The 12,580-nt window shown below is 59.4% G+C and carries 12 protein-coding genes and 1 pseudogene; 2 read left to right on the top strand and 11 right to left on the bottom strand.

From position 1 onward, the window contains the following. Window positions 1-502: 502 nt before the first annotated feature. The 10 genes from AC2FLZ_RS20435 to AC2FLZ_RS20390 form a co-directional block, all read right to left on the bottom strand. Complete coding sequence (locus AC2FLZ_RS20435; RefSeq protein WP_480481474.1) at window positions 503-1,042, bottom strand: hypothetical protein; 540 nt, start codon at window positions 1,040-1,042, stop codon at window positions 503-505. After that, window positions 1,035-2,099: a 2Fe-2S iron-sulfur cluster-binding protein gene (locus AC2FLZ_RS20430; protein WP_480481472.1), complete on the bottom strand. Its 1,065-nt coding sequence runs from the start codon at window positions 2,097-2,099 to the stop codon at window positions 1,035-1,037. Before AC2FLZ_RS20430 ends, AC2FLZ_RS20435 begins: the two co-directional genes overlap by 8 nt. Further along, window positions 2,096-3,250 (bottom strand): aromatic ring-hydroxylating oxygenase subunit alpha, encoded by a 1,155-nt coding sequence (locus AC2FLZ_RS20425; RefSeq protein WP_480481470.1) that lies wholly within the window; start codon window positions 3,248-3,250, stop codon window positions 2,096-2,098. Before AC2FLZ_RS20425 ends, AC2FLZ_RS20430 begins: the two co-directional genes overlap by 4 nt. A gap of 22 nt (window positions 3,251-3,272) precedes the next feature. Next, entirely contained in the window at window positions 3,273-3,524 is a 252-nt protein-coding gene (locus AC2FLZ_RS20420; RefSeq protein ID WP_480481468.1) for a hypothetical protein, read from the bottom strand. Next, window positions 3,521-4,114 carry a TetR/AcrR family transcriptional regulator gene (locus tag AC2FLZ_RS20415; RefSeq protein ID WP_480481466.1) on the bottom strand — a complete coding sequence of 198 codons (594 nt, stop codon included), beginning with the start codon at window positions 4,112-4,114 and terminating at the stop codon, window positions 3,521-3,523. Before AC2FLZ_RS20415 ends, AC2FLZ_RS20420 begins: the two co-directional genes overlap by 4 nt. Window position 4,115: 1 nt before the next feature. After that, window positions 4,116-4,562 carry a DUF2141 domain-containing protein gene (locus tag AC2FLZ_RS20410; RefSeq protein ID WP_480481464.1) on the bottom strand — a complete coding sequence of 149 codons (447 nt, stop codon included), beginning with the start codon at window positions 4,560-4,562 and terminating at the stop codon, window positions 4,116-4,118. A gap of 102 nt (window positions 4,563-4,664) precedes the next feature. Continuing rightward, window positions 4,665-5,762, bottom strand: a complete 1,098-nt coding sequence (locus AC2FLZ_RS20405) for a lyase family protein (RefSeq protein WP_496715806.1) — start codon at window positions 5,760-5,762, stop codon at window positions 4,665-4,667. After that, complete coding sequence (locus AC2FLZ_RS20400) at window positions 5,755-7,269, bottom strand: tripartite tricarboxylate transporter permease (protein WP_496715807.1); 1,515 nt, start codon at window positions 7,267-7,269, stop codon at window positions 5,755-5,757. The genes AC2FLZ_RS20405 and AC2FLZ_RS20400 overlap by 8 nt, the downstream gene beginning before the upstream one ends. Window positions 7,270-7,274: 5 nt before the next feature. After that, complete coding sequence (locus AC2FLZ_RS20395) at window positions 7,275-7,745, bottom strand: tripartite tricarboxylate transporter TctB family protein (protein WP_496715808.1); 471 nt, start codon at window positions 7,743-7,745, stop codon at window positions 7,275-7,277. A 73-nt stretch (window positions 7,746-7,818) separates the two neighbouring features. After that, window positions 7,819-8,778 (bottom strand): tripartite tricarboxylate transporter substrate binding protein, encoded by a 960-nt coding sequence (locus AC2FLZ_RS20390; protein ID WP_480481455.1) that lies wholly within the window; start codon window positions 8,776-8,778, stop codon window positions 7,819-7,821. A gap of 105 nt (window positions 8,779-8,883) precedes the next feature. Here AC2FLZ_RS20390 and AC2FLZ_RS20385 point away from each other — a divergent pair, with 105 nt between their 5' ends. Next, on the top strand, window positions 8,884-9,813 hold the full coding sequence (locus tag AC2FLZ_RS20385; RefSeq protein WP_480481453.1) for a LysR family transcriptional regulator: 930 nt from the start codon (window positions 8,884-8,886) through the stop codon (window positions 9,811-9,813). 782 nt (window positions 9,814-10,595) lie between these two features. Here the strand turns inward: AC2FLZ_RS20385 and AC2FLZ_RS20380 are convergent. Then, window positions 10,596-11,629: pseudogene (locus AC2FLZ_RS20380) on the bottom strand (integrase core domain-containing protein). Window positions 11,630-11,894: 265 nt separating this feature from the next. Between AC2FLZ_RS20380 and AC2FLZ_RS20375 the strand changes: the two are divergent. Then, a partial coding sequence (locus AC2FLZ_RS20375; protein WP_496882684.1) for an amidohydrolase family protein occupies window positions 11,895-12,580 on the top strand: 686 nt, incomplete at its 3' end.

Raw genomic sequence — 12,580 nt, 5'->3', positions numbered from 1 at the left:
CTCAAAGAACTTCAGCAATTGTCTGCGGCGGATCGAACGATTGAAGACAACCGTACCGTCATCAGCGATTCCGTGGACCTGAAAGACGTCTTTACCGAGATCCAATCCTATTGTCGTGACTTCCATGGTGGGGCTCCTTTCCTTGCAGAAGATGTCTTCTGCAGTTTGCCGCAAAGCGCGACGGTTGGCTGCAGACGCCATCCACCCCATCCGCGTCCTACCGGTTCGATGCAGACCAAGTGTACGGCAGCGGCGTCCAGTCCCGGTCATTGGCGCGTTAGGCAGCGAAGGTGCCAAGAGAGCCCAACCTGTGAATTTAACTTTCACGCTGCGAATGCACACGGCACTAGAAGTTTCACACAGGTCCGAACCTTATCGCTGCAAGGCAGCGGGAGAACCGGTCACTGGAACTGATCGCAGAGAAACCATCGCAGGCGATGCCAAATAAGAACGGCTGTAGTCAATACATTGGCCTTCATGTTCATACGCGTACCCAAACAACTCAATTTGGTGCAGCGCTCCAGCAGTTTTTTGGTGGTAGATCTCCGGCCAAGGCGAAATCATCGCAGGACATGAACACATAGTTGAATATGCCGACCAGAAAACTGACCACGTTGACTGAGAATACAATGACAATCAGCCTGAGCAAAAGGCGGCGGTTGTGCAATTCAATCGCTTCTGGCACTGCGACGGAAAGCAGAATGTACGCGATGTAAGGGATGGATGGTAGAAGGAGCAATGGCAAGACACCTTGCAGCGCGGTAACGTCAGGAGCCCAGAATGTTGCGGTCATCATCGTGCTTGGCAACAGAAGAAGAACACTGCCCCACCACGTCAGATAGCGCACGTTGTCCTCTGTCCGCTCGATCACCATACCTGCAGCCAATGCGGCAAGCGAAACGAGCCAGATGGTGATGAAATCAGTGTAGAACACCTCGCCATAGGCGCCGAGTGTGAAGCTTATGCGCCAGGTCACCAGGGTGAGGCCGATACATGCGATGAAGAATGTACCGGCCTCGTCGCCCTTGAAGCGATCAGTCATAGCTGAGCGTCAGGGCTTCCGTCACCGGCAGCGACTGGCAGGTCAGGATCGCCCCTTTCGCAATATCCGCGTCCTCGAGCGCCATGCGGGCGCGCATGTGGACATCGCCTTTGGTCAGCTTGGCGCGGCAGGCGCCGCAGACGCCCGACTGGCAGGAAAAGGGTGGTTTCAGCCCTGCGGATTTGGCCGCTTCGAGAACCGTTTGCCCCTTGGCCACGTCGATGGAATGCCGGGTGCCGCCGAGTGTGATGTCTGCCGTTGCGGCCACGCCTTCAACGCTGGTGTCGAGCTCTGCCACGCCGCCATAGCTTTCCATGTGGATGCGGTTGGCGGGCACGTCGAGCGACATCAATGCGGCCTTGACCGCCTTGTTCATCCCGCCCGGCCCGCAGATATAGTAGTGCGCGTCCTGCGCATAGGGTGGGTTCTCGGCGATCAGCGCCTCGATCGCGGGTTTGTCGATAATGCCCTTGCGCCAGTAATCGGCAGAGGACCAGAAACCGGGTTTGGAAAAGATGTGATGGACCGTCATCCGCTCGGGATTGGTTTCCCAGACGGCGTTCAGTTCATCGTGCAGCAGAATGGATTTTTCGTTGTTGTTGCCATAGGCCAGATGCGCGAAGGAGTTGGGCTCTGCCGCCATGACCGAGCTGAGCATCGCATAAAGCGGTGTGATGCCAGAGCCGGCGCCAAAGAAGTAATGCGTGCGTCGCGACGTTGCGCCGGGATCGAGGCAGAACCCGCCAAAGGGCGGCATCACCTCGATCACGTCTCCTTTCCGCACGTTGTCGTTGATGTGGTTGCTGACCACACCGTCCCGAACCCGCTTCACTGTGATCCGCAGCGGATCACCGGTGAAAGGCGAGGACGAGATCGAGTAGCTGCGGCGCTGTTCCTCTCCGTTCACCGCAATGCGGAACGACAGGTGCTGGCCGGGCCGCCAGGCGAAGGTTTCGCGCAGGCCGTCAGGCACGTCGAACATGACCGTCCTGGCCATGCCGCCGATTTCGTCGCGGGTGTCGAGAACGGTCAGCGGGTGGAAGCTGCGTGCGTTCATTTGCCCTCTCCCAACCATTCGAGAACGACCTTCTGGTGATCGACCACCGGGCTTTCGCCGACGGCGGCGGGACCAGTTTCGAAATAAGGGGATTTCAACGATTTCTGCTGCTGTTCGCAGGCATAGATATCCTCGCCGGTGAAGTCGCCCGCGACCATCGGGTCATCCTCGCTCATGGCGTCATGGTCTTCGTACTTGCCGCTGAGGCCGAACTTGGTCCAGAAATTCGAGGACCGCATTTCCTGCTTGGCAAAATCCCAGCCAGAGCTGTTCGAGACCCGCCCCCGGTTGCTGACGCGGGTCAGTTCAGGGCCCAGCGGTTCGACAATGAAGATGTTCCAGCCATCCTCGGACCCGGCCAGCCCGATCCCCGGGAACAGCATCGGTACCCAGGCGCCGTTCATGTCCTTTGGGATCACCCGTGGGGCGATCAGCTTGGCCTCCTGATCCTTTAGGAATGCCTCGACCGGCGGTTCCCAGAACATGTAGTGGGGGCCTTCCCAGTGGTATTTCGCCGCCTTGTGGTCATACATCTGCAGCGTGTTCGAATGCAGATGGCTCAGGTGGTAGACGTCGATGTAATTCTCGACCACCACCTTCCAGTTGGCCTTGATCTCGTAGCTGTTGTTCAGTTCTTCGTATTCGACCAGTTCTTCGGGAACGTGCGGGCCGATATGCGGCTCGACCGGCCCGAACCATTCGGCGATCGAGGGCGCGTCGGGGTCGGGGTGCACAAAGATCATCGACTTCCAGATGTCGACCCTGGCGGGTTTCAGGCCCAGGCAGGATTTGTCGACCTGACCGAATTCTTCCTGTTCTTCGGGCACCGAGATCAGGTTGCCCTCCAGATCATAGGTCCAGTCGTGATAGGGGCAGGTCAGCGCCTTTTGCGTCTTGCCGACGGCGCGGATCAGTTGCGTGCCGCGGTGGCGGCAGATGTTGTGAAACGCACGCAGGCGGCGGTCGCGGCCCATCACGATGAAGATGTTGTTCAGTCCGGCCTGAACGGTGATGTACTGACCGGGTTCGCTGACATCCTCCATGAACCCCGCGTAGCGCCAGGTTTTTGAGAAGATGTCGCGCATTTCGCGGTCGAACCACGCCTGCGAGGTATAGGCCTCGACGGGCAGCAGGTGCAGCATTCGGGTCATTCAAGTACTCCTAAGAATGGTATCAGCCCCAACCGGGCAGAAAATCGGCCATCACCAGCAGGATGCAGAAGACGATCCAGGCGATCAGGATCAGCCAGTACAGAACCGGGTCTTCTTCGCGCGTCACGTCCGACAGCAGGAACGCATAGCCCGTGTGGTAACTCTGGACCGTCCAGTAGAGGAACAGCAGCCCCCAGAGCGACTGATAGCCAAGTGCCGTCGTGATCATCAGCGCGGCGAAGGCGACGTAGTTGAGTGCGCGGGTCTGATTCATGATGGGTCGTTCAATCCTTCCAGCAGGTTACGCGCGAGGGTGTAGGCGGTTTGCGTCCAGTCTTGCGGCATGCTCAGCGGCGCCAGGGACGCCACGTTCAGATACAGCGCGATAATGCCATGGGCCGCGGCGTCGACGGCGTGATGGTCGGCTTGCGGGTAGTCTTTGCGCAGCACTTGGGTGATCGCGGCCTCGAAGCCCAGCATGGACTCGCGGCAGGCGGCGCGCAGGTCGGCGTCCTCGGCAGCGCGTGCTGTCAGCGCAGCGAAGGCCAGCACCATATCCGGGGACGACCCGGCGGTGTCGGCAAACAGAAGATCGACCAGCGCCGCACCGGCCGCGTCCGGCGGCAGGGCTTCGATCAGGGCCTCGGTCTGTTCGGCAAAGCTGTGCAGAACATAGTCCTGCAGCGCCGCAATCATTTCTTCGCGATTGCCCAGATGGTGCCGGATCAGCGGGCGGGTCAGCCCGGCCTCGGCTGCAATCTGGGTCAGAGAGGCGCCCTCTAATCCAAAGCGTGCCACACATCGCACCAGTGCCTGCATCACCTGCGCATAGCGTTCGTCGCGGTTTGAAGGACGCCCAACCATGTCAGTTCCAGTATTTCAGCCGCAATGTCGATACAGCGGCCTCGCCAGCGGTAACCGCCGCATCCTCGAATTTCGACGGCAAGCCGCGGCGCCCCATGGCGGCAAAGGCGTAGCCCTCGGTCGGCACTTCGCCTTTCATGTCCAGGTCGCCGTCCAGATCTTCGTCATGCAACGCGGCAAAGGCATAAGCCCCCTGCGGCAGATCGTGAAAGGTGACCGCGACCTTAGTGCCTGCGGCCGGAACAAGGGCCATCGCGGCGGCCTTGGTCATGTCCATCGCCTGAAAGGCTTCGGCCTGATCGAAGGCTGCCACGATCACCGCGCCGTTCCCGTTCCGAAGCCCGTCGACGGTCACAGAGAGGGGAGCGGTTTCGGGCGATTGGGCGAGCGCCCCGCATCCGAGGGCTGCGGCAAGGCCAGCGGCTGAGGGGAGTTTGAAAGATCGCATCGGGTCACCTTAAATTGTCATCTTTGACAGCATTTAGGGAGATGCGAGTTGATTGTCAATGATGACAGCAAATGTTTAGAAAGCGGCGGCAGCGCCAGCGCATCAGACGGCTGGCTCAGCGACCGAAGCCCGGCACCGCTCCGCCATCATGTCGGGATGGAAGGTCAGCCCCTCAAACAGTGCCTGAGCCCAGTGCAAAGCCCCGGAGGTGAGCAGGAACACCTCGGGCACGATCACCCATTCTCCGATCCAGGCACCGCCCGACCTTTCATGTTCATGCAGCGTGAATTCTCCGATCTGTTCGGCTTGCTGCCGGCCAAGGCGGGAGACTGCTTCCATGAATTCGGAAGCCCGCTGATTGCGCTTGTGGTGCATGGACGAGGACGCACCCTTGCCGTTGACATGATCTTCGGAGACCTCGGCAATGTCGGATGATGACAGCAGGTTGATATTGTGGGCAATCTTGCAGAGCGAGGCGCAAAGGACGCCGAGCGCAGCGACGATATCCGCTATGCTATCGCGGGCGTTCTGCCAATGCGGCTCGACAACGCCAAGGCCGAGACGTTCCGCAACAGCGGATTTGATCCGTTCTCCGGATCCGTTCTCATAACCTCGCAGGTCTCCGACCGGGCCGCCGATCTGCACGTTGAGACCTCGGGTAGCGGCTTGCTGCAAAGCCTCGTTGCGCCGCACAAGCTCCGAGCGCCAGACGGTCAGCTTGGTTGCCAATTTCACGGGAACGGCGTGTTGACCATTGGTGCGCCCCATTAGCACGGTCGAGGGGTGGGCGCGGATATGGCCGTCCAGCAGACCGATCAGCCGGGTTGTGCCGGTCTCAATTTCCGCAAGGCCAAGCTTCATCTGCATGACCGTGGCCGTATCCATGATGTCCTGCGTGGTGGCCCTGTGGTGAACGTGGCACCCGTGCTCGCCCGCCAACGCGCGCAGCTGTTTCACCAGCCCCACGATGGGGCGGCCGACCAGGTCCATCTCGGCGGCCAGCGCTTCGGTGTCCAGATCGGAGACGCCGACAGTTTCGATCACCGCAGCCGCGTTATCGGGGATCAGTTTCAGATCGGCCTGGCAGCGGGCAAGGATCTGTTCGACTTTCAGCCAGGCGGCGATGGTGGCAGGCTCGGACCAGATCCTCCGCATTTCGGCGGAGGAGAAGCAGTTGCGGTAGATTCGGTAATCAAGCATCGTCCAGCCCACCCTCTGCGATCCGGCGTTCCTTCATGATCGACCGGATGCGCAAGCCCATGGCGACGAGCCCGAGCAGCAGGAAACCGGCGGCGATGGGGCGTTCGATGAAGATGAGCGCGCCGCCATCGGACATCAGCAATGCTTGACGGAACGTTTCCTCGGCCCCCTTGGCCAGCACGAACGAGATCACGAACGCCGCAACGTTGAAGTCGAACTTGCGCATCAGCCAGCCCACGAAACCGGCCACGGTCATGACGGTCACGTCGAACATCGAACCGCGGGCGGAATAGGCGGCGACAAAGGCGGTCATGAAGATCAGCGGGTAGAGCACGTTGACCGGAACTTTCAGGATCAGGCGCGCGACCTGCGTGGCGCCGAAATAGCCGATCACCCCGTAGGCAAGGATCCCCAACATCCCGCAGGCAAAGAGCTGATAGACCAGTTCCTTGTCCGTTAGGAACAGGGTGGGGCCGACCTGAATGCCGTGGATCAGGAAGACGCCCAGCAGGATGGCCCCGATGGTCGAACCCGGGATGCCGAGGGTCAGAAGCGGTGCCATCGACGGGCCGGACACAGCGTTGTTGGCGGCCTCGGGCGCGGCGACGCCCTCCAATGCGCCCTTGCCCCATTGCTCGGGGTTCTTGGCGCGGCGCTTACCCTCGCCGTAGGAGATGAAGGCCGCGATGGCCGAGCCGAGCCCCGGCAGAACGCCGATCCCCGCCCCGATGAACCCGCCCCGGACGGCGTGCGGGATGCAGGGTTTGTATTCTTCGTAAGTGAGGCTGTGCCCGGTGGGATCGCTTTCGTTTTCCCGGACCTCGCCTTTTGCCTTCTTGCGCTCTTCGAGTTGGGCAAAGACCTCGCCCAGCACGAAGACACCGATCATGAGCGGGACTAGGCCGATGCCGTTCGACAGCTCGAACGAACCGAACGTGTACCGTTCCTCGCTGGAGATCGGATCGAGGCCGACCATGGCCACGAGGATGCCGAGCAGGGCCGAGATCAGGCCCTTGGTGACCGATTTTCCGATCACCGACCCGATCACCACGAAGGCTGCGAAATAGATGGCGAAGGTTTCGGGCGGGCCGAGCTTGAGCGCGATGGCGGCGATGAACCCTACGCCGATCACGAGCATGAAATCACCCATGAAATCACCGATGACCGACGAGATTGTGGCGACCTTCATCGCCTTTCCGGCCTTGCCGGCGCGGGCCAGCGGATAGCCGTCGATCTGCGTTGCGGCACTTGCCGCCGTTCCGGGCGTGTTGAACAGGATCGCGGCAACCGAGCCGCCATAACGCCCGGATTTGCCGATCACATAGAGGAACGCCAGCGCAAACAGTGGCGACATGTAGAAGGTGATGGGCAGGAGCATTGCGATGGCCGCGGAGGCGGTGAGGCCGGGCGTGGCGCCGACGATCATGCCGACGGCAGCAGCCAGAACGATGGCGAACAGAAGCGTCGGATCGGTGATGACCGACAGAAGGGCGGGAAAGATCTCCATTAGGTTTACCCCCGGAACCAGTCGAGCAGGTCGAACACCTCGCCATAGGGCGGGAAGACACCGAGCAGCTCGAAGAAGATGATGTGGAAGATGAGCGGGCAGGCGATCATGGATACAGCCAGCCCGATCCAGTTGCGGACACCGAAGATGTAGAGAACCACCGGAGCAACAATTGCCGTGGGCAGGACATAGCCAAACCAGCGGAAGGATTGCTGATAGATCAGCGCAACCGCAAACAGGATCAGGATGTCGAGCGTGCCGGTGTCACGTTCTTGGGCAACGTCGTGACCTGTCTGCGTGGCGCGCATCCCGCTGAACAACAACAGGCCTGAAAGCGCCAGAAGGGCAACCGAGGCAGCGAATGGCACGACCCCGGCCCAGGTGTCGCCGGGGCTTGCGGCAGGGACCTGCCAGGCGCCCCAGATCGCGATCAGAGACAATAGCGCGAGTACAATTCCTTCGACCATATCCCGCATGGCGTCCTCCTTCGGAAATAGTTGAGATGGGATGGCCGGGCCGGAGCTGATGCCGGCCAGACCACCGCCCGGCTCAGTTGTTCAAGGTCTCGACCAACGGAGCGGCATCCGCTTTCATTGCGGTCAATGTGGCCTTGGCGTCTGCCCCACTTGCGTAGACCGGGCCGGTGCCGCGTTCGGCCAGAAGCTCGGCGAATTCCGGCTTGGCGGCAATCTCGGCCAGTGCCGTTTCCATGGCGGAAATGACTTCGGTCGGTGTGCCTTTGGGCGCGAATACGATCACGGGAGACGACACGGCGGCGAAGGGAACGCCCAGCTCTCCGAAGGAGGGAACATCGGACATGATCGTGTCGCGGTCAGCGCTGTTGACGGCCAGGGCGCGCAGTTGCTCTTCAAATCCACGAAGCTGCTGCACCCCAAGGAAGCCGAAATCGGCCTGCTCACCGATCAGGGCCGCACGGGTTGGGCCGCCGCCTTTGAATGGGACATCCTGCGCTTCGATCCCGTTATTGGCCAGGAAGCCGAGACCGCCCACATGGTGGAATCCACCGCGACCGGAATGGGCCCAACGCAGCGAACCAGGATCTGCCTTTGCCGCGTCAATGACATCCTGCACGGTCTGATAGGGGCTGCCCGTCGGCACCATGAGAGACGTGCGCAACTGACCAACCTGCGCCACGAAATCAAAGCTGTCCAGCGCGTCGATTTTGGTGTCGCGCGTCATGGTCGACAGCAGGAACGACCCGCCCGAGGTCATCATCATCGTGTATCCGTCAGGCCGGGCCCCGACCACGGCATTGGCGCCATTGAGCCCGCCCGAGCCGGGCTTGTTCACGACGACAACCGGCACATCCAGCACACCTTCTGCGGCGGCAGAGATGGCACGCGCATAGGCGTCTGTCCCGCCCCCGGCCTTGTAAGGCACGACCAGGTTGATGGGGCGTTTTGGCCAGTCAGCCGCGTGGCTGGCAGTGGCGGTCGCGACCAGCGCCGCCGCAGCTGTAACAGCACCAAGGAATGCTCTGCGTTTCATTTGGGCTCCTCCAAAAATAGTGACGCAGCCTTTCTAGCAGGCGCTTGGATTGCGATTTCTGCAAAGATAGCATCTAATACTGCAAAATAGTAAAGAGTCGAGGCTATGAACATCAAAGCGCTTCGCGCCTTCCGCTATGCCTTTTCCGAAGGCTCCGTCGCCGCCGCCTCTGAGGTCATGCATCTGAGCCAGCCTGCCATCAGCCGATTGATCAGCGGTCTGGAAGCTGAACTGAAACTAAGGCTGTTTGACCGCAGCGGGCGCAGCCTGTCCCCCACCACAGAAGGGATTGCGTTCTACCGCGAGGCCGGGCGCATCCTCGACAATCTTGACGAGATTCCCCGGATTGCAGGGGAAATCCGGGCGGGCCGGACCGAAAGCCTCAGGATCGTGACGATGCCACGGATTGCCCAATTCCTGTCTGCGCCCGCTGTCGGGCAGTTCATTCAAGCGTACCCTGACGTAAACGTGACCCTCGATGTGCGCGCCCGCCGCGAGGCTGGAAAATGGCTGGCCGGGCAGGAATACGACATCGGCATCGCGGCCCTTCCGGTCAGCCATCCTGATATTCGGACGGCACCGCTGGTCCGGGTCCGGGCATTGGCCATTCTGCCGAAGGACCATCCGTTGTCGGATGCAGACCAAGTGACCGCCGATCAGCTCGCCAACGATACCGTCATTCGTTTGATGCATGGGCTGCTGCTGCGCGATCAGTTGGATGACACATTCAATTCGGCAGGCGTGACGCCGCGCAAAACGCACGAAGTTTCTGCATCGCAGCTGGCCTGCGCTCTGGTCGCGGAAGGTGCTGGGATCACGATTGCGGATGAGATGGTTGCCCACCCGTTTCGATGCAGGGTTTCTGTGGTTCCAATCGAGCCCGAGAGATGGATGACGTTTGGTTTGTTACTCCCTAAGGTGCAAAAGCCCAACGAGGCCGCAGACTGTTTTAGGGAGATCCTGGCCCTGCACGTCGACCATGTGTGCTCCTCAAGCCAAACCATGCACAGCCTAACTCGCAGGCAAAATGGTTGAGCTGAATTTCACCGGAGCCATGAATGGGACAAAATCGCGCTCGCCGTTGATTTTTCCCTCACAAAGATCGGTTTGTTGCGCGCCTCAATCGCACGATCAGCCTGCAGCGAATGGTCGGTATGGATATTGGCCAAAGCTGCACGGGTGAATGGCCGGAAACGGGAAATCTGCTGCGGCGCCACGAGCGTGATGCTGCAACTGCACGGGTCTTTCTGCGACAGCAGTATGCGAAAACCTCAAGGTCTGGAAGGTCCGCAAAGCAGTTGCTGGTCGACTACTAGTCGAATATCCACTTTAGGCATGGTTTTTACGATCAGATTGCTCTTGTTAACTTTGGCCTTAAGTTCATCTGGGTATTCTCAGAAGCGCTGTGGTTCGACAAAGGTCAAATCCTGCTCCCGCAACCAGCGATACAGAACGGCCCGAAGCAACTGCTTCCGAGGCCGTTTTTTGTTGTCCCAACGCCAACAAGCCGGCCAGTTCCCCAACAAGTTCAATTGCAAGTTCACCACTCTCCGGGATCAGACGTATCTCCGAGAGGAGGCTGCGAATGATCATTCCCGCCTCTGGCCGGGTCGTTGGGACATTCAGGGCTTCTGTCAGATTGGAAACTTTGGCCCTATATTGATCAGGCAGACCGGGATGCAAAAGAACTGGGTTCTCTGGTTCCATGTCGGCTAGGTCTGCCGCCAATTTGGCCTTGCGGTGCGTCCGTCGTCAGGGATTTTGGGACAGATTGGTGCCTGAGGTAAGAGAGGATCTCGCGCATCTGTTTGGTTTGATTATGCGGCGGATTTGCGGTGAAGCAAGCGCCGCGTTTCGATGGTTTTCTGTTTGATCCTTTCTCGTTGTTTCAGAATGGTCTGTCCGCGTCCGAAGTAGACATCAGCGGGCGTGAGGTTTTGGAGGCTCTCGTGATAGCGCCGGTGGTTGTAGTGATCGACAAAGGCGTCGATCTGCTGCTGAAAGTCGCCGGGCAGATAGTAGTTCTCCAATAAGATGCGGTTCTTGAGAGTCTGGTGCCAGCGCTCGATCTTGCCTTGGGTCTGTGGGTGATATGGCGCGCCTCGAATATGATCCATTTTCTGATCTTCCAGCCATTCGGCAAGCTCACCAGAGATGTGGCTGGACCCGTTGTCGCTGAGCAGCCGCGGTTTGTGCAGCACGGTTCCTTCAGAGCCAGGTCCTTGATCTTCTCACGCATCGGCTGCGGAATGCGGTTCCAGACCCGTGATGGCTTGGGACTACGATCCTTAAGCGCCTCAGGACCACCCGACAGATACCGGTCATACCAGCGATAGAAGGTGGTCTTCGGGATGCTCAGCTTTTCCAAAGTGCGCTTGGTCGGGAGATGCGAACCTTCGACGAGGCGGATGATCTCCAGTTTTTCGGATGCAGCCCTCTCATCGCTGCAAGCAGCGAATGCCGGGTGACAGATACCTCATTCGTCGTCGCCCCCATCCGCGATCATGCTTTTTTTGAGCAACCGCAGTTCAAGAGCCTGTTCGGCAACCACTTCCTTCAGATCGCGTGCCTCGCGGCGCAGATCTTTGACCTCGGTCGATGTCGCTGCACGGGCCGTGTCGCCTGCCAGGCGTTTCTTGCCGGTTTCAAGGAACTCCTTGGACCAACTGTAGTAGAGGCTCTGGGCAATGCCTTCACGGCGGCACAGCTCTGAAATACTGTCTTCGCCCTTCAGGCCGTCCAGCACGATCCTGATCTTCTCTTCAGCCGAATACTGTTTGCGGGTCGCACGGCGAATGTCCTTTATGACCTTCTCACCGTGGCTCTGCTTGGTTCCGGGTTTCTTTCTCATCTCCACTCCTTGGCAGTTACGATGAGCCAGAAACCCTCTCTTATCAAATCACCCTAAACTGTCCCATTGGCGCTGACGTTAGACATTTTGTGAGCGGCCCACAGCCGCCATCCATCGATACGGCGAATTGCTGCGTTCGCATTCCGCCTTGCAGGCATTCGAATTGCGTCAGACTATCCGAAGCGCTGGTTCCTGAAACACAGCAAAAAAATGTAGCATTTTATCAGAATACTTTTACCTTGTGGTCAAATTTGGGGGAAGATGAATGCTCGACATCATCATTAGACAAGCCCAACTGCCGGATGGCCGAGGGCCGTTGGATATTGCGATCAAGGGTGACCGCGTCGCAGAAATTGCCCCCAAGATCAAGGCCGAGGCAGGCGAGGACATTGATGCGGCTGGGCGATTGGTTTCGCCCCCGTTTACCGACCCGCACTTCCATATGGATGCGACCCTGAGCCTTGGAACGCCTCGCATGAATGCCTCGGGCACACTATTGGAAGGCATCGCGCTTTGGGGTGAGCTAAAGCCTCTGCTGACACCCGAAGCAGTAATTGAGCGCGCCATGCGATATTGCGACCTTGCCGTATCGCAGGGATTGCTGGCCATCCGTTCGCATGTGGATGTTTCATCCACACCTTTGGTTGGCGTTGAAGCGCTGTTGGAGGTCCGCAAGCAGGTCGCTCCCTATATTGATCTGCAACTGGTAGCATTCCCGCAAGATGGCCTTTACCGCGCAGAGAATGCAGAAAAAAACTTGATCCAAGCCCTTGATATGGGTGTCGATGTAGTGGGCGGTATCCCTCATTTTGAGCGTACGATGTCGGAAGGTGCCCGGTCGGTCAGGAGACTGGCCGAGATAGCGGTGGACCGAGGCCTGATGCTGGATTTGCATTGCGATGAAAGCGACGATCCAATGTCGCGCCACGTGGAAACCTTAGCCTATGAGAC

The organism is Ruegeria sp. YKSF131, assembly GCF_059612645.1.
This window is presented reverse-complemented; position numbering and strand designations above follow the sequence as displayed.